Source organism: Streptomyces sp. NPDC058653 (assembly GCF_042716895.1).
Taxonomy (GTDB): domain Bacteria; phylum Actinomycetota; class Actinomycetes; order Streptomycetales; family Streptomycetaceae; genus Streptomyces.
This window is the reverse complement of sequence record NZ_JBHXRM010000010.1, coordinates 88,915-112,489: the sequence shown is the minus strand read 5'-3', so window position 1 is coordinate 112,489 and position 23,575 is coordinate 88,915. Positions and strand designations below refer to the sequence as shown.

At 73.2% G+C, this 23,575-nt stretch carries 19 protein-coding genes; 13 read left to right on the top strand and 6 right to left on the bottom strand.

From position 1 onward, the window contains the following. Positions 1-113: 113 nt before the first annotated feature. From ACFWU9_RS11675 to ACFWU9_RS11640, 8 genes are all read left to right on the top strand, one after another. Positions 114-2,549, top strand: a complete 2,436-nt coding sequence (locus ACFWU9_RS11675) for an MFS transporter (protein WP_384316760.1) — start codon at positions 114-116, stop codon at positions 2,547-2,549. 147 nt (positions 2,550-2,696) lie between these two features. After that, positions 2,697-5,234 (top strand): SpoIIE family protein phosphatase, encoded by a 2,538-nt coding sequence (locus ACFWU9_RS11670; protein WP_384316758.1) that lies wholly within the window; start codon positions 2,697-2,699, stop codon positions 5,232-5,234. A 42-nt stretch (positions 5,235-5,276) separates the two neighbouring features. Then, positions 5,277-5,996 carry a class I SAM-dependent methyltransferase gene (locus tag ACFWU9_RS11665; protein WP_384316756.1) on the top strand — a complete coding sequence of 240 codons (720 nt, stop codon included), beginning with the start codon at positions 5,277-5,279 and terminating at the stop codon, positions 5,994-5,996. 367 nt (positions 5,997-6,363) lie between these two features. Beyond that, on the top strand, positions 6,364-7,197 hold the full coding sequence (locus ACFWU9_RS11660) for a M55 family metallopeptidase (protein ID WP_384316754.1): 834 nt from the start codon (positions 6,364-6,366) through the stop codon (positions 7,195-7,197). A gap of 1 nt (position 7,198) precedes the next feature. Further along, a complete protein-coding gene (locus tag ACFWU9_RS11655; RefSeq protein WP_384316904.1) occupies positions 7,199-8,551 on the top strand; it encodes a M20/M25/M40 family metallo-hydrolase in 1,353 nt (450 codons plus the stop codon). Positions 8,552-8,562: 11 nt separating this feature from the next. Next, positions 8,563-10,578, top strand: a complete 2,016-nt coding sequence (locus tag ACFWU9_RS11650; RefSeq protein WP_384316752.1) for a prolyl oligopeptidase family serine peptidase — start codon at positions 8,563-8,565, stop codon at positions 10,576-10,578. Beyond that, a complete protein-coding gene (locus ACFWU9_RS11645) occupies positions 10,575-11,534 on the top strand; it encodes an LD-carboxypeptidase (protein WP_384316750.1) in 960 nt (319 codons plus the stop codon). Before ACFWU9_RS11650 ends, ACFWU9_RS11645 begins: the two co-directional genes overlap by 4 nt. Positions 11,535-11,670: 136 nt before the next feature. Then, the gene (locus ACFWU9_RS11640) at positions 11,671-12,249 is read left to right on the top strand and encodes a GNAT family N-acetyltransferase (RefSeq protein ID WP_384316748.1); all 579 of its coding nucleotides are present in this window, start codon (positions 11,671-11,673) and stop codon (positions 12,247-12,249) included. Here the strand turns inward: ACFWU9_RS11640 and ACFWU9_RS11635 are convergent. Next, complete coding sequence (locus ACFWU9_RS11635; RefSeq protein WP_384316902.1) at positions 12,230-12,577, bottom strand: DUF6204 family protein; 348 nt, start codon at positions 12,575-12,577, stop codon at positions 12,230-12,232. The two genes, ACFWU9_RS11640 and ACFWU9_RS11635, sit on opposite strands and share 20 nt — an antisense overlap. A 67-nt stretch (positions 12,578-12,644) precedes the next feature. Between ACFWU9_RS11635 and ACFWU9_RS11630 the strand changes: the two genes are divergently transcribed. Next, the gene (locus ACFWU9_RS11630; protein WP_384316746.1) at positions 12,645-13,541 is read left to right on the top strand and encodes an arginase family protein; all 897 of its coding nucleotides are present in this window, start codon (positions 12,645-12,647) and stop codon (positions 13,539-13,541) included. 108 nt (positions 13,542-13,649) lie between these two features. Next, positions 13,650-15,641, top strand: coding sequence for a DUF5107 domain-containing protein (locus ACFWU9_RS11625; RefSeq protein ID WP_384316744.1), 1,992 nt, complete (start codon positions 13,650-13,652; stop codon positions 15,639-15,641). A gap of 611 nt (positions 15,642-16,252) precedes the next feature. Here ACFWU9_RS11625 and ACFWU9_RS11620 read toward each other — a convergent pair. The 4 genes from ACFWU9_RS11620 to ACFWU9_RS11605 form a co-directional block, all read right to left on the bottom strand. Continuing rightward, positions 16,253-16,612, bottom strand: coding sequence for a VOC family protein (locus ACFWU9_RS11620; protein WP_384316742.1), 360 nt, complete (start codon positions 16,610-16,612; stop codon positions 16,253-16,255). Positions 16,613-16,670: 58 nt separating this feature from the next. After that, positions 16,671-17,480, bottom strand: a complete 810-nt coding sequence (locus tag ACFWU9_RS11615; protein WP_384316740.1) for a class I SAM-dependent methyltransferase — start codon at positions 17,478-17,480, stop codon at positions 16,671-16,673. A gap of 84 nt (positions 17,481-17,564) precedes the next feature. Continuing rightward, positions 17,565-18,134, bottom strand: a complete 570-nt coding sequence (locus tag ACFWU9_RS11610) for a GNAT family N-acetyltransferase (protein ID WP_384316738.1) — start codon at positions 18,132-18,134, stop codon at positions 17,565-17,567. 71 nt (positions 18,135-18,205) lie between these two features. Beyond that, positions 18,206-19,708, bottom strand: coding sequence for a bifunctional phosphatase PAP2/diacylglycerol kinase family protein (locus ACFWU9_RS11605; RefSeq protein WP_384316736.1), 1,503 nt, complete (start codon positions 19,706-19,708; stop codon positions 18,206-18,208). Between the two features lie 104 nt (positions 19,709-19,812). Between ACFWU9_RS11605 and ACFWU9_RS11600 the strand changes: the two genes are divergently transcribed. The 3 genes from ACFWU9_RS11600 to ACFWU9_RS11590 all read left to right on the top strand — a co-directional run bounded on the left by ACFWU9_RS11600 (position 19,813) and on the right by ACFWU9_RS11590 (position 22,898). Beyond that, positions 19,813-20,385: a TIGR03086 family metal-binding protein gene (locus ACFWU9_RS11600; RefSeq protein WP_384316734.1), complete on the top strand. Its 573-nt coding sequence runs from the start codon at positions 19,813-19,815 to the stop codon at positions 20,383-20,385. Between the two features lie 44 nt (positions 20,386-20,429). Beyond that, on the top strand, positions 20,430-21,671 hold the full coding sequence (locus ACFWU9_RS11595) for an aminotransferase class I/II-fold pyridoxal phosphate-dependent enzyme (RefSeq protein WP_384316732.1): 1,242 nt from the start codon (positions 20,430-20,432) through the stop codon (positions 21,669-21,671). 138 nt (positions 21,672-21,809) lie between these two features. Then, entirely contained in the window at positions 21,810-22,898 is a 1,089-nt protein-coding gene (locus tag ACFWU9_RS11590) for an MBL fold metallo-hydrolase (protein WP_384316730.1), read from the top strand. On the opposite strand, the gene ACFWU9_RS11585 is transcribed toward ACFWU9_RS11590, so the two are convergent. Continuing rightward, on the bottom strand, positions 22,878-23,573 hold the full coding sequence (locus ACFWU9_RS11585; RefSeq protein ID WP_384316728.1) for a DedA family protein: 696 nt from the start codon (positions 23,571-23,573) through the stop codon (positions 22,878-22,880). The two genes, ACFWU9_RS11590 and ACFWU9_RS11585, sit on opposite strands and share 21 nt — an antisense overlap. Positions 23,574-23,575 lie beyond the last annotated feature (2 nt).

Here is a 23,575-nt window from a genome sequence, read left to right as displayed (position 1 = left end):
CAACCAGGTGCCGCCATGCGCCGCCCGCCCTTCGGCGAACCGCCCGACTTGCTCCCGCTCTGCGTGCAATGTGAAGAATTACGCCGCGCAGACGCGACGAAGGGGAGCAATTCGTGGGTGGGATCACGCTGGTGAAGGACGACGAGCAGGCCACCGTGCCCACTCCGGCCACGATCAACCCGTCCCCACCCGCCACCGGCGCCGCCGCCCCGGGCGACGAACTCTCCCCGCGCCGGGTGCGACTGGTCTTCTTCGGGCTGATGCTCGCGCTGCTTCTCGCGGCGCTGGAGCAGATGATCGTCGCCACCGCCCTGCCGAAGATCGTCGGCGAACTCCAGGGGCTCGACCGGATGCCCTGGGCGATCACCGCGTATCTGCTGACCTCCACGATCGGTCTGCCGATCTACGGCAAGCTCGGCGACCTCTTCGGCCGCAAGGGCGTCTTCCAGTTCGCCATCGTCGTCTTCGTCGTCGGATCGGCCCTGGCCGGCTGGTCCCGCACGATGAACGAACTCATCGCCTTCCGCGCCCTTCAGGGCGTCGGCGCCGGCGGACTCATGATCGGCGTCCAGGCGATCATCGCCGACATCGTGCCGCCCCGCGAACGGGGCCGGTACATGGGCCTGATCGGCGGCGCCTTCGGCCTCGCCTCCGTCGCCGGACCGCTCCTCGGCGGTTTCTTCACCGACCATGTCTCCTGGCGCTGGTGCTTCTACTTCAACGTCCCGTTCGGCCTCGTCACGCTCGCCGTCGTCACCGTCGTACTGAAGCTCCCGAGGCCCCGCGCCAAGGCCCGGCTCGACATCATGGGTGCCGTGCTGCTCGCCGCCGCGTCGACCTGCCTGGTGCTGCTGACCAGTTGGGGCGGTACGGAGTACGCGTGGGGCTCACGCGTCATCGTCGGGCTCGCCGCCGGCTCCGTCGTGACGGCCGTCCTGTTCCTGGTCGTCGAGCGGTTCGCGCCCGAACCGATCATCCCGCTGCGGCTGTTCCGCGACTCGATCTTCAACATCACCGGTCTCGTCGGCGCGGTCGTCGGCGTCGCGCTCTTCGGCGCCGCCAGCTATCTGCCGACCTTCCTCCAGATGGTCGACGGGGCCTCGGCCACCGAGTCCGGCCTGCTGATGCTCCCGATGATGGGCGGCATCGTCGGCGCCTCCGTCGTCTCCGGACACCTCATCAGCAAGACCGGCCGCTACCGGGTCTACCCCGTCCTCGGCGCCGCGATCTCCGCCGTCGGCATGTGGCTGCTGTCCCGTCTGGAGACCGACACCTCCCGCCTCGAATACAGCCTCTGGCAAGCAGTCCTCGGCATCGGTATCGGCCTGGTCATGCCGGTCCTCATCCTCGCCGTACAGAACTCCGTCCAGCCGACCGACCTCGGCACCGCCACCAGCGCCAACAACTACTTCCGCCAGATCGGCGGCAGCGTCGGCGCCGCCATCTTCGGCACGCTCTTCGCCGACCGGCTCACCGACGCGCTCGTCGACCGCGTCCCCTCCGGGGCCGGGCTGCCGAGCGCGGAATCCATCACGCCGCAGATGGTGCACGCGATGCCGCCCGCGCTGCGGGACAGCTACATCCAGGCGTACGCGGACGCGATGCCGCGGATTTTCCTCTACCTCGTGCCGGTGCTCCTGCTCGGCCTGCTCATCGCCTGCTTCCTCAAGGAGAAACCGCTGGTGTCCTACAACACCTCAGCCGCCGAGTCCACCGCCGTTCCGTCCGCCCGCACCGCCCCGTCGGCCGCCTCCTCCCCGAACGGCGCCGCCCCCTCGCACACGTACACGCCGGGCGTCGCGGTGTGCGGGACCGTCCAGCACCACGACGGCACCACGGTCCCGCGCGCCGCCCTCACCCTGATCGACGTCCAGGGCAGCCAGATCGGGCGCGGGGCCAGCGGCGAGGACGGGCGGTACGCGCTGAGCGTGCCCGGCGCCGGTTCGTACGTGATGATCGCCGCCGCCGGCGGGCACCAGCCGCAGGCCGTCACGGTGACCGTCGGCGAACGCCCCGTCGAGCTGGACGTGGTCCTCGGCGGAGCGGGGCGGCTCGCCGGCGTCGTACTGACCGCCGACGGCACACCCGTACGCGACGCCGCCGTCACGCTCACCGACGTACGCGGCGATGTCGTCGCCTCCACCCGCAGCGGGCGCGAGGGCGGTTACGTCATCTCGGAGCTGGTGGCGGGGGAGTACACCCTCGCGGCCAGCGCGCCCGCTTTCCGCCCCGCCGCGCTCCTCGTCAGCGTCCAGGCCTCGCGCGAGACCAGACAGGACATCGAACTGGCCGGCGGGGCGGTGCTGCGCGGGACCGTACGGGCCGGCGGCGGGCGTCCGGTCGAGGACGCGCGTGTGACGCTCCTCGACGCGGCAGGCAATGTCGTCGACACTCTCACGACGGGCGCGGACGGGACGTTCCGCTTCGTCGATCTCTCCTCCGGCGAGTACACGGTCATCGCCGCCGGGTATCCGCCCGTGGCCACGGTCCTGCGCATGGCGGGCGGCGGACGCACCGAGCGCGACCTGCAGCTCGGCCACGAGGACTGACCCCGACCACTGACTGAATTTCAGTCAACTTTCCCCAGTGCGCGGGCGCACGACCTATTAGGTCATTGCCCCGCGCACTGCGTGTTCGGAGCCGTACCGTGGGTGCACAGCCGCAGATCCCGGCGGCGGGGAAGGAGCCTTCCACCCATGGACAGTGGCACTCCGCCGCTCCGGTCACGGCGCCTGCACGGCGTGGCCGGCCGGATTCCGCTCGCCGTGGTCGTCGTGGACGCCGACGGCCTCGTGTCGCACTGGTCGAGCGGCGCACGGCGGCTTTTCGGCCATTCCAAGGAAGACGCGGTGGGCCAGCCCGCGGGCGATCTCATGCCGGTCGCCGGGGCGCTCACCGAGGACCGGACGGGGCTGGTCAACGGCGGGTACGAGGCGTACGACGCGTACGACGAGCTGGGACCGGAGCTGCACGGACGCAGCTCCTATCCGACCGCCGGCCGGGCGAAGCTCTCCGACGCGGGCCGCCCCCGGCTCGACGTGCTGTGGTGGGCCTATCCCCTGGCGGGCCCGGGACCCGGCCGCCATCTCGTACTCGCCGCGGACGTCGACCAGCTCCGGGTGGACGCGGGCACCGACAGCGAGCGCATCGCGCCCAGCTTCTCCCTGCACACCGAGTTCCCGGACCCCGAGTCGCTGGCCGGGCAACTCCCGCACATCCTGCCGAACATGAGCGTCGCGGACTCGGAGCGCATCGTCGCCCAGGTCCTCGAACTCGGTTATCCCGTCCTGGAGTTCAGCCACCACGACCGGGTCCCGGTGACACCCGACTGGGGTGTGCCGCGCCGGGCGCCCGCGCGCACCGGCCAGGCGTACGGTACGGCGAAACCGGACGGGCCGGGCACCGGCCTCGGGCACCTGGGGACCGGCCCCGACCGCCCCGGCGCCGGCGCTGCCGGAATCCCCGTGCCCGCACCCGGAATCCCCGTGCCCGGACCCGGAGATCCCGCGCCCGGACCCGAGCTGGACCTCGAATACGCGGCCGTCCGCGAACGCCTGGAGTTCCTGAACGAGGTCAGCGGACTGATCGGCTCCTCCCTCGACCTCGCGCGCACCATCCGCGAGGTCACCAGCGCCGCCGTCCCCCGCTTCGCCGACTTCGCCGGCACCCATCTGCGCGCCGCGGTCCTGGCAGGGGAGGGTTTCCCCACGGGCCGGCCCGACGTGACCACCATCTGGCACCGGGTCTGGGTCGAGCACAACGACGAACCGGGCCGCTGGGACGACACGGTGCCGATCGGGGAGGCCATCGCCTTCCCCGAACACACCCCGTTCTTCCAGTGCATGGTCACCGGCGAGCCCGTGCTCATCCCCCGGCTCAGCGAGGAGGACGGCGACCGGATCTCCGCACAGTTCGAGAAGCGCGACCTGCGCCCGCTCATCAACAACCGCTCCATGCTGCTCGTCCCGCTCAAGGCGCGCGACGTGGTGCTGGGCTTCATGGTGCTGATGCGGCGTCAGGGGCGGCTTCCCTTCGACGACATGGACCGCACCACCGGCGCCGAGCTGGCCGCCAGGGCCGGTCTGGTCCTGGACAACGCCAGGATGTACACGTATCAGGAGAATGTCGCCGACACCCTCCAGGACAGCATGCTGCCGCAGGTCGAGGGACGGATGGCGGGCTGCGACATCGCCACCCGCTATCTGCCCGGGACCCGTCTCGGCAGAATCGGCGGCGACTGGTTCGACTCCGTCAAACTGCCCGGCTCACGTACCGCGCTCGTCGTGGGCGACGTGATGGGCCACGGCCTCAACTCGGCGGCGATGATGGGCCAGTTGCGCACGGCCGTGCAGACGATGGCGACCATGGAGATGCCGCCCGCCCAACTGCTCCGCAATCTCGACGACTTGGCGCAGCGTCTGGGCGAAAACTACCTGGCGACCTGCCTGTACGCGGTGTACGACCCGATCCGCTCCCAGCTCCAGATCGCCAACGCCGGGCACATCCCGCCCGTCGTGGTCCGCGCGGCCGACGGCCGCAGCGAACTGCTCGATCTGCCCACCGGCGCCCCCATCGGCGTCGGGGGAGTGCCGTTCGAGACCACGACGGTACGGGTCCGCCCCGGCGACCGGCTGGTGCTCTGCACCGACGGCCTGGTCGAGGTGCGGGGCCAGGACATCGGCGCGGGCCTCGCCGCGCTCTGCGAGTCCGCCGCGCATCCCGCCGCCTCCATGGACCAGGCCTGCGACACCATCATCCGCGCGCTCAACACCCACGGCGGACGCAAGGACGACGTGGCCCTGCTGATGGCCAGACTCAACGGCATCCCGGACCGCGACGTCGCCGAGTGGCAGCTCGCCCTCGACCCGCGCGAGGTCGCCCGGGCCCGCCGGCTGGTGCGCGGCAAGCTGTACGACTGGGATCTGCCCCAGGCCGTGGAGAGCGCGGAGCTGATGGTCAGCGAGCTGGTCACCAACGCCGTACGGCACGCCCGTATCCGCCATGTCGGGCTGCGGCTGGTCCGTAACGACGCCCTGCTCTGCGAGGTCACCGACGACGAACCGGCCCCGGCGAGCCTGCTCGGCGCGACGCCGGACGACGAGTCCGGCCGGGGTCTGCGGGTGGTGAGCAGACTGGCCCGGGGCTGGGGGAGCAACAGCTCCGCACACGGAAAAACGGTGTGGTTCGAACAGGCTCTGGCGGGAAAGGGTTCGCGACGAGTGGCGCGAAACTGACGCGCCGTCAATTCGCCCCCGCGGGGCGGGAATCGGGGTCCCATGAGCGTGTCACGGCGTTATCTGGATGCCTGGGAGAGCTACTGGCGCGAGACCTCCGACGCACCGGGCGAGGCGATCTGGGACTCCGAACCCGCCCTCACCGCCGTACCGCACTGCGACATACTCCTGCCGCACGCCGACCCGGCGCTCCCGGTCGTCGACCTCGGCTGCGGCAACGGCACCCAGACCCGCTATCTCGCCACCCGCTTCGCCCGCGCGGTCGGCGTGGACCTCTCGCGGGCGGCGATCGAACACGCGCGCCGGGCCGACACCGGGAAGGCGGCCGAGTTCGAACAGCTCAGCCTCGTCGACCGGGAAGCGGTCCGGACGCTGTCGGAACGGATGGGCGACACACACGTCTATATGCGCGCCGTCATCCACCAGAGCGAACCCCAGGACCGCCCCCTCGTCGCCGAGGCGGTCGCGACACTCCTCGGCACGCGCGGCAGGGCGTTCGTGGTGGAGCTGACCTCGGAGTCCAGGACGGTGCTCCAACGGGCCGCCCAGGACCCCGGCGGACCGCCCGCGAAACTGCGCCGGGTCTTCGACCACGGCCTCAAACCCGCCGGGGCGTCCGACGAGGAGGTCCCGAGGCTGCTGACCGGGGCGGGCCTGCGGATCGTCGACAGCGGGGACACCACGCTGCCCCAGACGGAACACCTGGCGGACGGCACCCGCATCGACCTCCCGGCCCGCTGGTTCGTCCTGGCCCCCGCCTGAGCCACTCCCCCCGGCCGCCCCGCCACCGACAGACGCTCACCAGCTCCGCAGAAGCCGGACGAGACCGGCGCGGGCTCGCGACCGCGTACGGGTTCCGCCGTACGGGGTGCCCTGGTCCTCCTCGGGCCGGGGGACCTGGAGAAGGCCACCGCCGGGGTCGCGCGGGGAGCCGCCTGCCGATGTCGCGGGCGGTCGGCGGCTGCTCACCGTCGTCGAGGCCGTCTCCGGATCCCAGGCCCCCGGACGGCGCCGACGGGCTGAGCGCGGCCGGCCCGCCGACCGCCGTCCGGAAGGCTCCGTGTGGTGGGACGCGCCCGGTAGTTGGTGGGGTGGTCGTCGGGTCCGGTGGCGCGTACGGTTTCGCTGCATGAAGATCCTCATCAGCGCCGACATGGAGGGCGCCACCGGTGTGACCTGGCCGGCGGACGTCCTGCCCGGGACGCCGCAGTGGGAGCGCTGCCGCTCCCTGTTCACCTCGGACGTGAACGCCGCCGTCCTCGGTTTCCTGGACGGTGGCGCCGACGAGGTGCTGATCAACGAGGCCCACTGGACCATGCGCAACCTGCTCCTGGAAGAGCTCGACCCGCGCGCCCAGCTGCTCACCGGGCGCCACAAGTCGCTGAGCATGGTCGAGGGCGTCCAGCACGGTGACGTCGACGCCATCGCCTTCGTCGGCTACCACACGGGTGCCGGCACCGAAGGCGTCCTCGCGCACACCTATCTGGCCAACTCCATCACCGGCGTCTGGCTCAACGGCGCGCGAGCGAGCGAGGGTCTGCTCAACGCGAACGTCGTCGCCGAGTACGGGGTCCCCGTGGTCCTCGTCACCGGCGACGACCTGACCTGCCGGGACGCCGACGGATACGCGGCGGGAGCCCGCAAGGTCGCCGTGAAGGACCATGTCTCGCGGTACGCCGCCGTCTGCCGCACCCCCGCGCGTACCGCCGCCGACATCCGGGCGGCGGCCAAGGAGGCGACCGCGCTGGCCGTACGGTACGAACCGGTCGCCGGCGGCCCGTTCACCATCGAGCTGGAGTTCGACGCCGACCATCTCGGCGCCGCCGCCACGGTCGTCCCCGGAGTGGTACGCGCAGGCGAGCGGCGGGTCGCGTACACCAGCGGGACGATGTACGAGGGCATTCGCACCTTCAAGGCGGTCACCACGATCGTCTCGGCCGCGGTGGAGGAGCAGTATGGCTGACATGACGCACGAGAACACGAGTACGGACCGGGCGGAACCCATCGACATGGTGGCGCTGGACGAGGTGGTGACCTTCACCTCCGACCTCATCCGTATCGACACCACCAACCGGGGCAACGGCGACTGCGTCGAACGCCCCGCCGCCGAGTACGTCGCCGAACGGCTGGCCGCCGCCGGACTGGAGCCCACGCTCCTGGAGCGGACCCCCGGCCGCACCAACGTGGTCGCGCGCATCCCCGGCACCGACCCGGGCGCCGACGCGCTCCTGGTCCACGGCCATCTGGACGTCGTACCGGCGGAGCCCGCCGACTGGTCCGTGCATCCCTTCTCCGGCGAGGTCAGGGACGGCGTCGTGTGGGGGCGCGGGGCCGTCGACATGAAGAACATGGACGCGATGGTGCTCTCCGTCGTCCGCGCCTGGGCCCGCGCCGGGGTCCGGCCCCGCCGGGACATCGTGATCGCGTACACCGCCGACGAGGAGGCCAGCGCCGTCGACGGCTCCGGCTTCCTCGCCGACCACCACCCCGAACTCTTCGAAGGCTGTACGGAGGGCATCAGCGAGTCCGGCGCCTTCAGCTTCCACGCCGGACCCGGCATGACGCTCTACCCCATCGCGGCCGGCGAGCGCGGCACCGCCTGGCTCAAGCTCACCGCGCACGGCAGGGCGGGCCACGGCTCCAAGGTCAACCGAACCAACGCGGTCAGCAGGCTCGCGGCGGCCGTCGGCCGCATCGGCCACCACGAATGGCCCCTCAGGCTCACCCCGACCGTCCGCGCCGCGCTCAAGGAGCTGGCGTCGCTCCACGGCCTCGACGTCGACGTGGAGTCCGAGCACTTCAACCCCGACCCCCTGCTCGCCAAGCTCGGCCCCGCCGCCGAACTCGTCGCGGCGACCGTGCGCAACAGCTCCAACCCGACCGTCCTGGAGGCCGGTTACAAGGTCAATGTGATCCCCGGTCAGGCCGTCGCCTATGTCGACGGACGGATGCTGCCGGGCACCGAGGACGAATTCACCGCCACCATGGACGAGTTGACCGGGCCGGACGTGGACTGGGAGTTCCACCACCGCGAGATGCCCCTCCAGGCGCCGGTCGACTCACCGACGTACGCCAGACTCCGCGCGGCCGTCGAGCGGTTCGACCCGGCCGGGCACGTCGTGCCGTACTGCATGTCGGGCGGCACCGACGCCAAGCAGTTCTCCCGCCTCGGTATCACCGGCTACGGCTTCTCGCCGCTGAAGCTGCCCCCGGGCTTCGACTACCAGGCCCTCTTCCACGGAGTCGACGAACGGGTCCCGGTCGAGGCCCTGCACTTCGGGGTCCGCGTTCTCGACCACTATCTCCAGACCGCGTAGGGGAGTTGGGCATGCCACGGATGGCGCCGTACGGATCATGGCCGTCACCGATCGACGCCGCGCTGGCCGCCTCGCACGACGGCCGGCCGGAGTACGTCGGCACGGTCGGCGACGAGGTGTGGTGGACCGAGCCGCGTCCCACGGAGGAGGGCCGGCGCGTCCTCGTGCGCCGCCGGCCCGACGGCCGTGAGGAGTCGGTCCTGCCCGCCCCGTGGAACGTCCGCACCAGGGTCATCGAGTACGGTGGCCGGCCCTGGGACGCGACGGTACGGGCCGACGGCTCCCCCCTCGTCGTCTTCTCGCACTTCCCGGACCAGCGGCTCTACGCGTACGAGCCGGACGGCGACGGGCCCCCGCGCCCCCTCACCCCCGCCCCCGCGCCCGACGGCGCCACGACCGGCACCCTGCGCTGGGCCGACCCGCAACTGCGCCTGGACAGCGGCGAGGTCTGGTGCGTACTGGAGGAGTTCACCGGCGAGGCACCCACCGACGTACGCCGCGTCGTCGCCTCCGTACCGCTGGACGGCTCGGCCGCCGACGACCGCGCCGCCGTGACCGAACTCTCCGACGACCGGCACCGCTTCGTCACCGGACCCCGCGTCTCACCGAACGGCCGGCATGTCGCCTGGATCGCCTGGGACCACCCCCGAATGCCCTGGGACGGCACGGAGTTGCTGCTCGCCGAGACCGCCGGGACGGGGGCCTTCACGGGGGTGCGCACCGTCGCCGGAGGCCCCGAGGAGGCCGTCGCACAGGCCGACTGGGCACCCGACGGCTCGCTCCTGTACGTCTCCGACCCCGGCGACTGGTGGCAGCTCAACCGGCTGAGGCTCGACGGCTCGGCGCCGGCCGGCGTCACCGCGCCCACCCGGCTGAGCCCCGCCGTGGAGGAGGAGTTCGGCGGACCGCTCTGGAAGATCGGCCTCCAGTGGTTCCGGCCGATGGCCGACGGCATGATCGCCGTCGTCCACGGCAAGGGCGCCACCGCGCTCGGCGTGCTCGACCCCGAGACCGGCCAGCTCGCCGACGCCGCCGGGCCCTGGACCGAATGGGCCGCCACCCTAGCCGTCCGCGACACCCGGGTCGTCGGCGTCGCCGCCAGCCCGCGCAGCGGCTACGAGATCGTGGAACTGGACACGGCCACCGGGCGGGCCCGCGTCATCGGCTCGGCGCACCAGGACCCGGTCGACCCCGCCTACTACCCCGAGCCGCAGATCCGCACGTTCACCGGCCCGGACGACCGCGAGATCCACGCCCATGTCTACCCGCCGCACAGCCCCGGCCACAGCGCGCCCGGCGAGGAGCTGCCGCCGTACGTCGTATGGGCCCACGGCGGCCCCACCAGCCACGCCCCGCTCGTACTCGACCTGGAGATCGCCTACTTCACCTCGCGCGGCATCGGCGTCGCCGAGGTCAACTACGGCGGCTCGACCGGCTACGGACGCGCCTACCGCGAACGGCTGCGCGAACAGTGGGGCGTGGTCGACGTCGAGGACTGCGCGGCCGTCGCCCGCTCCCTCGCCGACGAGGGCACCGCCGACCCCGGGCGGCTCGCGATCCGGGGCGGCAGCGCGGGCGGCTGGACCAGTGCCGCCTCGCTCACCTCCACCGACGTCTACGCGTGCGGCACCGTCATCTATCCGATCCTCGATCTGTCGAGCTGGGTCTCCGACGGGACGCACGACTTCGAGTCGCGGTATCTGGAATCGCTCGTCGGTCCCTTCGCCGACGTCCCGGGCCGCTACCGCGAGCGTTCGCCGATCAGCCATGTCGACCGGATCAGCGCCCCGTTCCTGCTGCTCCAGGGGCTCGACGACGTGATCTGCCCGCCCGTCCAGTGCGAACGCTTCCTCGCCCAACTGGCCGGACAGGACGTCCCGCACGCCTACATCACCTTCGAGGGCGAGGGCCACGGCTTCCGCAGGGCGGACACGATGGTCCGCGCGCTGGAGGCCGAACTGTCCCTGTACGCCCAGACGTTCGGGATCAGCCGCCCCGACGTCCCGTTGCTGGAGCTGACGAAGTGACGACCACGGCACGCCCCGCGCCGCTCGGCGCCCTGGTACGTCCGCCCCGGCTGCGGCCCGGCGCGAAGGTCGCCGTCGTCGCGCCCAGCGGCCCCGTGCCCGCCGAGCGCCTCGAAGCCGGCCTGGACATCCTGCGCGGCTGGGACCTCGACCCCGTGGTGGCGCCCCATGTCCTTGACCTGCACCAGGAGTTGGCGTACCTGGCGGGGGCGGACGAGGCGCGCGCCCGCGACCTCCAGGACGCCTGGTGCGACCCGACGGTCTCCGCCGTCCTGTGCGCACGCGGCGGCTACGGCGCGCAGCGCATGGTCGACCTGATCGACTGGGACGCCGTACGCGCCGCGCCGCCCAAGGTCTTCGTCGGCTACAGCGACATCACCGCGCTGCACGAGGCGTTCGCCGTACGGGCGGGAGTCTCCACCCTGCACGGCCCCATGGTCGCCGCGCTGACCTTCCTCAAGGACCCGGCCAGCCAGGAGTCGCTGCGCGCGACCCTCCTCGCACCGGAGACGGTCCGGACCATCGGTCTCGACACGGCGGGCGCGCTCCTGCCCGGCCGGGCCCACGGCGTCACCCTCGGCGGCTGCGTCAGCCTGCTCGCCGCCGACCTCGGCACCCCGCACGCCCGTCCCTCCGCCGCCGGCGGGCTGCTGCTGATCGAGGACGTCGAGGAGGAGCCGTACCGGCTGGACCGCATCCTCACCCAACTCCTGCGCTCCGGCTGGCTGGACGGGGTCGCCGGGGTCGCGCTCGGCTCCTGGGCGGGCTGCGGCCCGTACGAGGCCGTCCGGACCCTGATGCTCGACCGGCTCGGCGGGCTCGGGGTGCCGGTGGTCGAGGAGCTGGGCTTCGGCCACGGCCCGACGAACCTGACGGTGCCGCTCGGGGTCCCCGCGGTCCTGGAGGCGTCCGCCACGACGGCCACGCTCACGCTGGACGTACCGGCGCTGAGCTAGGACGTGGCCCGCGGGCCGGGGCCGGTCGTGGCTCCTGCCGGTCGCAGCTCCTGCCGGTCGTGGCTTCTGCCGGTCGTGGCCCCGGGACGGCTCGCGGGTCCGGCGGGAACGGGACGACAGACCCTAGGCTGGCGCGATGCCCGACACCACCTCCCCCGCAGGCGAGGGGCCACGTACGCGCGTACGCCCGTACCAGTACGAGGACGCCCGCGAGTTCGTCGCGCTCGCCCGCGACAGCAGGGAACTGCACCGCCCCTGGCTCTTCCCGCCCCAGACCCCCGAGGCCTACCGCGACTACGCGAACAGCGTCATCGAGGACCCCACCAAGGCCGGCTTCCTCGTCTGCGACCTGGCCGACGGGCGGATCGCCGGATTCATCAACATCAACAACATCGTCCGGGGCGGCTTCCTCAGCGGAGCCCTCGGATACGGCGCCTTCGCCCACGCCGCCGGCCGGGGCCTGATGGGCGAAGGGCTCCGCCATGTCATGCGCCACGCGTTCGGACCGCTCGGCCTGCACCGTCTGGAGGCCAACATCCAGCCGGGCAACACCGCCTCCCTCGCGCTCGTCCGCCGGGCCGGCTTCCGCCACGAGGGCTTCTCGCCGGACTTCCTGCGCATCGACGGGGCCTGGCGCGACCACGAACGCTGGGCCGTCACCGCGGACATGGTCCGCGACGACCCGCCCGGAGGGCTCAGCGGCCCTTCCGGTTGATCTTCATCGTGTCCATGTCCGTCACGGTCGACCGCAGCTCCCCGAAGCCGGCGCCGAGGCCCCCGCCGAACGCCCGCAGCGCCGCCTCCGCCCGTTCCTCGGCGAGCGCCGCGGCCATCTCATCGCCGTCGGCGGCGTCGGAGACGATCTCGAACCGGTACGAGAAGTGCTTCAGCGCCCGGTCGTAGGTGAGCGACCCCTCGGGAGTGAACCGCATCTGGCTGAGCCCGTGGTCGTCCAGCTCGTCCAGCAACCGCGCACGCGCCTCGTCCATCAGCTGCTCGAAGGTCCCGCGGACGATCACCCGGTAGGTGTGCTGCGTGGTCATGGACGTGCCGCCTTCTTCCCGAAGATCCTCGTTGAAGAAGGAGCGTACGACGCCGAGGATGGTCCGCATGCGGAATATCGTGGTGATCGACGCCCCCTCCAACCTCGGCCTGCGCCCGCCGGCCCCCGGCACCGTCCCCGGCTGCTACAAGCTGGCAGGAGCGATGCGGGAGCAGCGGATCGTGCAGCGGCTCGGTGCGTTCGAGGGCGGGGTCGTCGTCCCGCCCCGTTACGACCGGGGTGACTGGAAAGAGGGCGACGGCGTCTTCAACGCCGCCGCCATCGCCTCGTACACCCGCCGGCTCGCCGACCGGATCGAACGCCATGTGCGGGCCGGTGACTTCCCGCTCGTCCTCGGCGGCGACTGCTCCATCCAGCTCGGCGCCTCGCTCGCGCTGCGGCGGCTCGGGCGGTACGGCATCGCCGCGATCGACGGCTCCGCGGACTTCCGGCACCCCGGGAACTCGACGTCCGTCGGCGCGGCGGGCGGTGAGGAGCTGGCCCTCGCCACCGGACGCGGGCAGAGCGACCTCACCGACATCGAGGGGCTGCGCCCGTACGTCCGCGACGAGGACGTACGGCTCTTCGGCATCCGCGACGACGACGAGGACCACGAGGAGCTGGCCCGGCTGCGGATCCCCACCGTGTCCGTGGGGGAGTTCCGGGAGTGGGGCGTCGCCGAGCTCGCCGGGGCGGCGCTCCAGACCCTCGAGGTGCCCGTCACCGACGGTTTCTGGGTCCATCTGGACGCGGACGTGCTCGACCCGGAGGTGATGCCGGCCGTCGACAGCCCCGACCCCGGGGGTCTGCTCCCCGACGAACTCCGGTCGCTGCTGGCGGTCCTGGTCCGCTCCGACCGCTGCGTCGGGCTCAATCTGACGATCTACGACCCCGATCTCGACCCCGACGGCACCGCGGGAGCGCTGCTCGCCGACATCGTTGTGGCGGCCCTCACCCAAGACTGATCCCAAGGGGCTCTGTTCGGCGCGCACTCGACCGTGTTCCATGGTCAACGGGTGCGCGCCGGCCAACCGAGCCGTCGGCGGCCCCAGCGAGCGAAGCGAGGTTTGCCTGTGGCCACGAGCGTGCGACGTGCCGTACTGACCCTGCCTGCCGCCCCCTTGGGGCCGGAGAACCCCCTGCCCGCGCTCCGGCCGCTCGACGAGACGCACTCCGTCGACGAACGCGCCAAGCGGGACCTGCCCCGCGACATGGCGCGGCAGATCGGTTACGAGCCGCTGCGCACCCTGCTCCCGGTCCGGATACTCGACGGCTACGGACGCGACCGGGTGAGCACCGACCTCGACGTGATCGTCATCGAGAACGACAGGCTGCGGGCCACCGTGCTGCCGGGGCTCGGCGGGCGGGTGCACTCCCTCTACCACAAGCCCACCGACCGCGAACTGCTCTACCGCAACCCGGTCTTGCAGCCCGCGGACTTCGCGCTCAACGGCGCCTGGTTCTCCGGCGGCATCGAGTGGAACATCGGCGCCACCGGCCACACCACCCTCTCCTGCGCGCCCGTGCACGCCGCGCTCGTCCCCGCGCCCGACGGCGGCGAGATGCTCCGGCTCTGGGAGTGGGAGCCGCTGCGCGGCCTGCCGTTCCAGGTCGACCTCTGGCTGCCCGACGACTCCGACTTCCTCCATGTCGGCGTACGGATACGCAATCCGCACCAGGGGCCGGCGCCGGTCTACTGGTGGTCCAACATCGCCGTCCCCGAGGACGAGCACACGCGCGTGCTCGCACCCGCCGAGGAGGCCTGGCACTTCGGGTACGAGCGGAGCCTGCGCCGGGTGCCGGTGCCCGAGTACGACGGCGCCGACCGTACGTACCCGCTGCGCGGCGAATACCCGGCGGACTACTTCTACGAGGTCCCGCGCGGAGCCCGGAAGTGGATCACCTCCCTCGACGCGGACGGCCGGGGACTCGTCCAGACCTCCACGGACACCCTGAGCGGACGCAAACTCTTCATCTGGGGAGCGGGGCGGGGAGGGCGGCGCTGGCAGCAGTGGCTCACCGAACCGGGCACCCCCGGGTACGCCGAGATCCAGGCCGGACTCGCGCGTACGCAGCTGGAACACGTCAAGCTCGACGGCCACGACGACTTCAGCTGGCTGGAGTCGTACGGTCCGCTCGAAGCCGACCCCGCGACCGTCCACGGCGACGACTGGAACGCGGCGCGGGCGGAGGTCTCCGACCGGCTCGAAGACGTGCTGTCGCGCGCGGCCGTCGACGCGGCGTACGAGGCGTGGCTGCCGTACGCGGACAACGAGCCCGGCGAACGGCTCGCCACCGGCTCGGGCTGGGGCGCGCTCGAAGTCCTGCGCGGCACGATGCGCGGCGGGTACGAGCTGCCCGGCACACCGTTCGACGAGTCGATGCTCGGCGAGCAGCAGGCGCCGTGGGTCCAGCTGTACACGCAGGGCACGTTCCCGAAGGCGCGAAAGACCGAGCCGCCCGGGCCGACGCTGGTCGCCCCGCACTGGCGCGACATGCTGGAGACGGCCCCCGCCGAGCCGCTGACGGAGTATCACCTCGGGGTGACGCAGTGGCACGCGGGCGATCTGGCGCAGGCGGTGCGGAGTTGGGAACGCGGCCTCAAACTGGCCACGTCCCGCTGGCCGTTGCTGCGCTGCATGGCCGTCGCCGACCAGGAGGGCGGGAACCCGGAGCGGGCCGCGGATCTGTACCTGGAGGCCTTCGACGAGCTCGCGCGCGAGCGGGAGGAGGCTTCGGGGGACGACGAGTCGTGGACGGCGGCCACGGTGGCGCTGTCCCGCGAGGCGATCGGCGCGCTGCTCACCACGGACCGCGCGCGGGACGCCCGCCGCATCCACGACCGGCTCCCGGACGACATACGCGAGCGCGGCGCCTTCCGCCTGACAGAGGCCCAACTGCTGCTGGCGGAGGGCGACAGGACCGCGGCCCGCGCGGTGTTCGACGAGGGCTTCGAGGTGGCGGACCTGCGCGAGGGCGAGGAGACGCTGCACGAGGTATGGACGTCCCTCACGGACGACCCGCTACCGGAGGCATACGACTTCCGCATGCGCCCGGGCGACTGAGGGGGCGGTCACGCCTCCGGCGGGGGAGGGAGCCGCTCGGGCCGCCCTTTTTGGGCGCCCGGCGGCTTCGGTCGCTTTGCCGAGGGGTGCGGCCGGGAAGTGGCGGCGGCCCGCCCGGAGGGGCGGGGCGGTACGGGCCGGGCGCCGTTCTGGGTCCTGGCGGCCCGGCGGCCCGGCCGCCTCGTGAGGCGGTGGGTGACGCTCCGCTCTTGTTGCCGCAGAGCGGGCTGACGACCGCTGCGGGCGGGCCGATACGGGCCGGGCGCCGTTCTGGGGCCCGGCGGCCCGGCCGTCTCGCGAGGTGGTGGGTGACGCTCCGCTCTTGTTGCCGAGGGGTGCGGACGGGAAGTGGCGTTGCCCGCCCGGAGGGCGGGCTGACGCCTGCTGCGGGAATCCGGCCGGGCTGGCCTGCGGCTGTGGGCTTTGGCCGGGCGTGGTGCCCGCCCAGAAGGCGTGGGAACCCGGCCGGGCCGGCGTGCGGCCGGTGGTTCCGCCCCCACGGGGCGGGAGGCGTGCGCGGCGGGCCTTCCCCGCGTCCCCGGAGGCCGGGCCCCCGCCAACGGGGTCCGAGGGGCGACTCGTTGGTGGGGGGCGAGGGGGACGGGTGGGCGTCAGCTCGTGCGGGTCGGGTTGCGGTCCACGTACTCGAAGACCGAGCCGTCCGGGTGGACCGCGATCAGGTTGCGGCCTGCCGGGGTGGGGACCGGGCCCGCGAGGACCTGGGCGCCGACGTCCGTGAGCGCCGCGAACGCCTCGTCCACGTCCTTGACGGCGATCGTCGCGGTCACCTTGCGCAGCACCTCTATCTCCTCCGCGGGACCGCTCATCAACAGGAAGCAACTCACGGCGGCGACGGAGACCCCGCCGCGCTCGAAACGGAGCGCGGGGCTACCGGTCAGCCGTTCGTAGAAGGCGACCGAGGTCTCCAGGTCGTCGACGCAGATGCGCAGCGTGGTTCCCAGGATTTCCATACCGGTGAGGGTAGCGAAGCACCGATCTCCGCGACCATGAACCTCCGCGAACCAACCCTCATACCCGGCACAGGATTTCACCGTGCGGGACCATGAACCACGCGTCGGGCTCCTCGCCCCACGCCCGCCACGCCGCCGCGATCGCGCCGAGCCGCCCGGTGTCCGCGTGGCCGGCGCGTACCGCCAGGTCCGCGTAGACCGACGCCGTCGTCCGCTCCGCCCACAGACCGCTCCACCACGCGCGCTCCTCCGGGGTGGCGAAACACCACGTGCCCGCCGTGGACGTGATGTCGGTGAAGCCCGCGCGCCGCGCCCACGCGCGGAGTCTGCGGCCCGCGTCGGGTTCGCCGCCGTTGGCGCGGGCCACCCGCCGGTAGAGCTCCTGCCAGCCGTCCAGCTCCGGCGACGACGGGTACCAGGTGAAGGCCCCGTAGTCGCTGTCGCGCGCCGCGACGACACCCCCGGGTCTGCACACCCGCCGCATCTCGCGCAGCGCCTGTACGGGGTCCCCGACGTGCTGGAGCAGCTGATGGGCGTGGACCACGTCGAAGGAGTCGTCCGGGAAGTCCAGCGCGTGGACGTCGGCGACCGCGAAACGGACGTTGTCCAGGCCGCGCGCCGCGACCGCCTCCCGCGCCCCCTCCAGTACGTCCGCCGCCGCGTCCACCGCGGTCACCGAGCCCGGCGCGACCAGCGCGGCGAGATCGGCGGTGATGGTGCCCGGGCCGCAGCCGACGTCCAGCACCTGAATCCCGGCGCGGAGTTCGGGCAGGAGGTACGCCGCGGAGTTCGCCGCCGTGCGCCAGCGGTGCGAGCGCAGGACCGACTCGTGGTGGCCGTGGGTGTAGACGGCGGTCTCTTTCGGCATGACCGGACTCCCTCTCCTGAAGTGGTCCCGTCACGGTACGCCGCCATGTCGAAATATGAGACCCACGTCTCGCGATACGGTCAGTCAGGGGAGTCGCCCGGGATGGGCGAGCCGCCACTCCTCTCGCGTGAGCGCGTACTCCACGTCCCCCTCCGCCGAGCCCTCGATGACCTGCGGCCAGTCCTCGACATACGTACGGACCCAACTCAGCCCGGCCTTCTCCATGACCCGCCGGGAAGCCGTGTTGACGGTCATCGTGTTCGCCGTCACCCGCTCCGTACCCAGCTCCGTGAAGGCCTTGCGCACCAGCGCGCGGGCGCCCTCCGTGGCGTAACCCCGCCCCCACTCGGCCCGGTGCAGCCGGTACCCCAGCTCCACCACCCGCCAGTCGGCGCCGTTCTTCGGGCATAGCTCGAACCAGCCCAGCCACCGGCCGGTGATCCGCTCCTCCGCCGCCCAGAAGCCGCGCCCGAGCAGCCGGGGCAGGGCCTCGGCCCGGAACTCCTCGGGCGGGACGACCACCCCGCCGTCGATGTAGCGCTTCACGCCGGGGTCGTTGTCCAGCGCGAGGAGGCGTTCGAGGTCGGCCTCGACGCAGTCACGCAGCCGCAGCCGAGCGGTTTCGAGGAAGGGGACGACGGGCCTGGATTCCATGCGTACGAGCTTCGTCCCCGGGCCCCGCCCGCGCCACCGATATCTCCCGCCCCGCGAGGCCCCCGGCCTCCTCACATGAAGGTGCGCGGGCGGTAGACCGTCAACGCCTCGTTCGCCTTGTCGATCGTCAACTCGACCGGTGACTCGGCCACTTCGCCGTCGAAGGCCAGCGGTGTACCCGGCGCGATGCCGGTGACCCGCACCCGCCGCATCCGCTCCGCCGCGTGCACCGGCGACCGGCTCAGCGGCCCGGCCGCCGCCGCGGCCAGCAGCCGCAGGCTCGGGAAACTCCCGCCGTGCACGATCCGGACGTCCAGCAGACCGTCCGCCAGGTCGTGCCGGTGGCCCGGGGTGAATCCGAACCGCTGGTAGATGCCGTTCCCGGCGAAGAGCATCCACAGCGCCCGGTGCCGCCCGTCGAACTCCGCCTCCAGCTGGTGCTGCCCACGCAGCACCTTCGTCGCCGCGACCACCCCGGCGGGCCAGCCGCCGATCCGGGGCGCCCAGTGCTCCCGTACACGCACCAGCTCCGGATAGACGCCCAGGCTGAAGGTGTTGAGGAAGTGGCCGCTCACCCCGTCGGGCCCGGTGAACCGCCCGAGGTCGACCCGGACCGCGTCCCCCGCCGCCATCGCGCGGCAGGTGTCCTGCGGGCCCTCGATCCCCAGGTCGTAGGCGAAGTGGTTGAGCGTGCCGCCGGGGAACACCGCCAGCGGCAGCCGGTGCCGGGCCGCGACCACCGCCGCCCGGTTGACCGTCCCGTCGCCGCCGACGACCCCGAGCGCGACACAGCGCTCCGCCGCCTTCTCCAGCTCCGTGTTCACCTCCTCGGGGTCGCACTCCACGAACTCCGCGAGCGGCAGCGCGTCACGCAGCGCGCCGGCCGTGTCCGACGAGCCCGACGCGCGGTTGACGACGACAACCATGCCGTCACCCTCCGGAAGCGTCGGCGCCGGCGCGTGCGGCCGGCCCGGCGAGGGCAGCTGCGAGCGGGTCGGCACGATGCCGCGCACCGCGTACGCCGCCCCCACGCCCAGCGCGGCCCCCACCAGCACGTCGCTCGGGTAGTGCACGCCCGTGTAGACGCGGGACGCCGCGACGGAGAACGCGATCGGGGCGATCACCGCCCCCCACCCCTTCGACTCCAGGGCGACGCCCGTGGCGAAGGCGGCGGCCGACGCCGCGTGCCCGGACGGGAACGAGGTGGTGATCGGCTGCCGCTTCAGCTGCCTCATCACCGGGACCGCGTCCAGGACCGGCCGCACACGGCGTACCGACCGCTTGCCCACGGTGTTGATCGCCGCCGAGGCGACCGCGAGGGATGCCACGCCCCGCAGGGCGGCACGCCGCGAGCGCTGACCGCGCCCGAGGAGAGCGATGCCGGCGGCGGCGCCGAACCAGAGGAGGCCGTGGTTGGCGGAGCGGCTGAGCCGGGGCAGCACGGGTCCGGCGCCCGGCCAGTGCCGGTGCGCCGCGGACCGGAAGATTTGCTGGTCCCAGCCGGTGAGCAGCGCGGCGACCCGGGCCCGGGTGCCGGGATCGGCCGCGTTTCGGCCCGCGTAGATGTCAGACATGGAACGCGGGTACCCCGTAGTCCCTGGCCCCAAGCAGGGGCCGGAGCCGACCGTGGAACGGGCCGGACTCGCGTCCCGCCGGGGGGCCGGGGAAAGTGGGAGACATGGATGATCGGCTGCTGGACCGGCACCGAGAGGCACTCGACCTCTTCACGGACCGGGTGCACGCCGTCCGCGCGGACCAGTGGGACGCGCCGACGCCCTGCTCCGCGTGGTCCGTACGCGACCTGGTCAACCACCTCACGTCCGAGCAGCTCTGGGTGCCCCCGCTGGTGAGCGGGGGCCGCACCGTGGCGCAGGTGGGCCGGGCCTTCGACGGCGATGTGCTCGGGGACGACCCGGTCGCCGCCTGGGACCGCGCGGCGGCGGGCGCGCGTGCCGCGTTCGGCGAGCGCGGTGCGCCGGAGCGCATGGTGCGGCTGTCGTACGGGCCGACCCGGGTCGACGCCTACTGCTCGCAGATGGTCCTCGACGCGGTGGTCCACACCTGGGACCTGTCGCGCGGGATCGGTGGGGACGAGCGGCTGCCGGGGCCGCTGGTCGACTTCGCGCTGCGGGAGGTGGAGCCGTACGCGGACGGCCTGTCGGCGAGCGGCCTCTTCGACGACCCGCTGGAACTGCCGCCGGACGCCGACGCCCAGACCCGGCTGCTGGCGATGGTGGGCCGGGGGGTCTAGACCACACCGCGGCCGGGAACCGGTGAGTGCGGGAGGAGGCGCGCATGGGGACGACGGGGAGCACGGGGACCGCGGGAGCGGTCCACGAAGGGCGCGGTCCCGTACGGTACGGGCCGCTCGCCCCGGACGTGGGACTGCCCGCGCTGCCCGAGCTGGTCGCCGTACTCTCCGGCGCCGCCGGACAGACCTCGCCCGAGCCGCCCGGCGGCGGACCCGTCCTGCGGGAGGCCGCCTGCGGCTACTGGTCCAGGCGCGGTCTGCCCACCCGTCCCCAGGAGGTCGCGGCGGCGGCCGGCGCGCAGCCGCTGCTCCTCGCGCTGCTGGCCGCGCACGGCGGCGACGTCCTGATGCCCCGCCCGCACCCGGCCTCCTGGGCGCCCCAGGCCAGACTCCTCGGCCGCCCCTTCTTCCCCGTGCCGACCCCCGCGGAGTGCGGCGGCGTACCCGATCTCTACGCCCTCCTGGAGACGGTGCGCCGGGTACGGGCCGAGGGGGGCGACCCACGGCTGCTGCTGCTCTCCATCGCCGACGACCCGACCGGCACCGTCGCCCCGCCCGAGCTGCTCAGGGAGGCGTGCGAGGCCGCCGTATGCGAGGGCCTGCACATCGTCAGCGACGAGACCTGGCGCGACACGCTGCACCGGCCGCGCGAGACGGTGCCCCTCAGCCCGGCCGAGATGTGGCCGGGCGACGTCACCGTCTTCTCCGACCTGGCGGGCGCGCTCGCTCCGGCGTCGTGGCCCGCCGCCGTGGCGCGTTTCCCGGCCACCGGCGAGGGCGCCAGGCGCCGGGCCAGGACGCTGGACCATCTCACCGCGCTGGGCGCGCTCGTCGCCGGGCCGGTCGCCGCCGCCGCGGCGCACGCGCTGGACGAGCCGCCGGCCGTGACGGCGAGGGTCGCCGACGCCGCCGCCCTGCACGCGCGCGTGGCCGGCGCCGTCCACCACATCGTCCTCACTGCCGGGGCGCTGGCGAGGCCGCCACGGGCGGGCCGTCATCTGTACGCGGACTTCGGCCCGTTGCGCCGGGGGCTCGCCGCGCGGGGGGTCGGCGACTCCATGGAACTCGAAGAGTTCCTGGGCGAACGGCTGGGCATACCCGTGCCCGGCGGGCACCGGTTCGGGGACGAACTGGGCGCGCTGCGGGTACGGCTCGCGACCGGACCGCTGCTCGGCTCAACCCCGCAGCAGCGGTTGGAGTCCCTCACCGATGTGGAGCCCCTGGAATTGCCGCATGTCGCCGAAGCGCTGAGCATTTTGACGGCGGCTCTGGGGGTGCCGCCCTGACACCCCGACCACGGACCCCGGCCGCCCACCGTCGACCCCCACCGTCGACCCCGACCTCCGACCCCGGCCCCCGACCCGCCGCACACCCCGGCGTACCGCCCCGACAGACCGCGTCGCACCGCCCTGAACGGAGCTTCGATGACGGACCACACCGATCGGACGGACCCCGCCCGACGCGCGCGCGGCACGGCCTCCCCCTCCCGGGCCACGGCCTCTGACCAGGCCGCCCGGACCGGCGCCACGCTCCGTCCCCTCGGTGAGGTCGGCCGCCGCTGGCCCCGGTCCTTCGCCCACCGGCTCACCACCCCGCTCCCCGGCGTACGGGCGTTCGCGCGGCTCGCCAGGGAAGGCGCCGCGCGGCCACGCCCCGGAGCCCTCGACGCCGTACCGCGACTGCCCGTCGAGCGGGGACCGCTGCCCGACGTGGACGCCGCCACCGTCGCCGTCACCTGGGCCGGGCACGCGAGTTGGGTGGTCCGTATCGGCGGGCTCACCGTCCTGACCGACCCGGTGTGGTCGCGCCGGATCCTCGGCACACCCGCGCGGATCACCCCCGTCGGCGTCCCCTGGGAGGATCTGCCGCCCGTCGACGCGGTCGTCGTCAGCCACAACCACTACGACCATCTCGACGCGCCCACGCTGCGGCGGCTGCCGAGGGACACCCCGCTGTTCGTGCCCGCCGGACTCGGGCGCTGGTGCGCGCGCCGCCGCTTCACGCGGGTCACCGAACTGGACTGGTGGGAGGCCGCCGAACTGCCCTGCGGGGACGGCGGCACCGGCACCGTACGGTTCGACTTCGTCCCCGCCCACCACTGGTCCAAGCGCACCCTCACCGACACCTGCCGCTCGCTCTGGGGCGGCTGGATGCTCACCGACGGGACGACCGGCCGACGCGTCTACTTCGCCGGGGACACCGGCTACGGCCACTGGTTCGAGGAGATCGGCGGCCGGTACCCGGACATCGACCTGGCCCTGATGCCCATCGGGGCGTACGACCCGCGCTGGTGGCTCAGCGACGTCCACGTGGACCCGGAGGAGGCCGTACGCGCCTGCCAGGACGTCGGCGCCCGCAACATGGCGCCCATGCACTGGGCGACGTTCGTGCTCTCGGCCGAGCCCGTGATGGAGCCGCTGGAGCGGGTCAGGGCCGCCTGGGAGCGGACCGGGAGACCGCGCGAGCAGCTGTGGGACCTGCCCGTCGGTGCCTCACGCCTGCTGACCGTCTGACTCCGTCGGCCCGTCCGGGGCCGTCGGACCCTCCGGAGCGCCTTTCCCGTCCCCCCGCGCGGAGCCGTCCGCGCCCTTGCCGCGCCCCCGGAGCCTGCGCCAGATCGTGGGACTGCCGCTGATCAGCACCGTCAGCGCTACCGCCGCGACCACGCCCTCCCACGGCTCCGCGAAGAGCGAACCGCCGAGGATCCCGATCAGCTGGTACGTCGCCGCCCACGCCAGGCACGCCGGCAGCGCGCCCTTGACGAACCGCGTCGACGGCCACCGGGTGAGCAGGCACGCCAGCATCACCGGAATCCGCCCCGCGGGCACCAACCGCGACAGCACCAGGACCGTCACACCGTGCTCCCGCAGTCTGCGCTGTGTCTGTTCGAGCGTCTCGTCCGAGACCCGCCGCTCCAGCGCCGCCAGCCAGCGCGAGCCGTTCTTCGAGTTGACCCCCCGCCGCCCCAGCCAGTAGAGCGTGATGTCGCCGAGGAACGCGGCGAACGAGGCCACCACGAATATGTACAGCAGCGCCAGCGGCGCCGTCTGGTGGAAGGCGACCACCGCGGCCGAACTCACCACCGCGCCCGTCGGTACCACCGGTACCAACGCCCCCAGCGCCACCAGCAGGAACAGCGACGGATAGGTGACCGCCTGCTGCGCCGACTCCGACGGCAGCTGGCTCATGA

Excerpts from the sequence above, each read along its gene's own strand:
- ACFWU9_RS11670 (WP_384316758.1), top strand. The coding sequence starts at position 2,697 with ATGGACAGTGGCACTCCGCCGCTCCGGTCACGGCGCCTGCACGGCGTG.
- ACFWU9_RS11665 (WP_384316756.1), top strand. The coding sequence starts at position 5,277 with ATGAGCGTGTCACGGCGTTATCTGGATGCCTGGGAGAGCTACTGGCGC.
- ACFWU9_RS11660 (WP_384316754.1), top strand. The coding sequence starts at position 6,364 with ATGAAGATCCTCATCAGCGCCGACATGGAGGGCGCCACCGGTGTGACC.
- ACFWU9_RS11655 (WP_384316904.1), top strand. The coding sequence starts at position 7,199 with ATGACGCACGAGAACACGAGTACGGACCGGGCGGAACCCATCGACATG.
- ACFWU9_RS11650 (WP_384316752.1), top strand. The coding sequence starts at position 8,563 with ATGCCACGGATGGCGCCGTACGGATCATGGCCGTCACCGATCGACGCC.
- ACFWU9_RS11640 (WP_384316748.1), top strand. The coding sequence starts at position 11,671 with ATGCCCGACACCACCTCCCCCGCAGGCGAGGGGCCACGTACGCGCGTA.
- ACFWU9_RS11635 (WP_384316902.1), bottom strand. The coding sequence starts at position 12,577 with ATGACCACGCAGCACACCTACCGGGTGATCGTCCGCGGGACCTTCGAG.
- ACFWU9_RS11630 (WP_384316746.1), top strand. The coding sequence starts at position 12,645 with ATGCGGAATATCGTGGTGATCGACGCCCCCTCCAACCTCGGCCTGCGC.
- ACFWU9_RS11620 (WP_384316742.1), bottom strand. The coding sequence starts at position 16,612 with ATGGAAATCCTGGGAACCACGCTGCGCATCTGCGTCGACGACCTGGAG.
- ACFWU9_RS11615 (WP_384316740.1), bottom strand. The coding sequence starts at position 17,480 with ATGCCGAAAGAGACCGCCGTCTACACCCACGGCCACCACGAGTCGGTC.
- ACFWU9_RS11610 (WP_384316738.1), bottom strand. The coding sequence starts at position 18,134 with ATGGAATCCAGGCCCGTCGTCCCCTTCCTCGAAACCGCTCGGCTGCGG.
- ACFWU9_RS11605 (WP_384316736.1), bottom strand. The coding sequence starts at position 19,708 with ATGTCTGACATCTACGCGGGCCGAAACGCGGCCGATCCCGGCACCCGG.
- ACFWU9_RS11600 (WP_384316734.1), top strand. The coding sequence starts at position 19,813 with ATGGATGATCGGCTGCTGGACCGGCACCGAGAGGCACTCGACCTCTTC.
- ACFWU9_RS11595 (WP_384316732.1), top strand. The coding sequence starts at position 20,430 with ATGGGGACGACGGGGAGCACGGGGACCGCGGGAGCGGTCCACGAAGGG.
- ACFWU9_RS11590 (WP_384316730.1), top strand. The coding sequence starts at position 21,810 with ATGACGGACCACACCGATCGGACGGACCCCGCCCGACGCGCGCGCGGC.
- ACFWU9_RS11585 (WP_384316728.1), bottom strand. The coding sequence starts at position 23,573 with ATGAGCCAGCTGCCGTCGGAGTCGGCGCAGCAGGCGGTCACCTATCCG.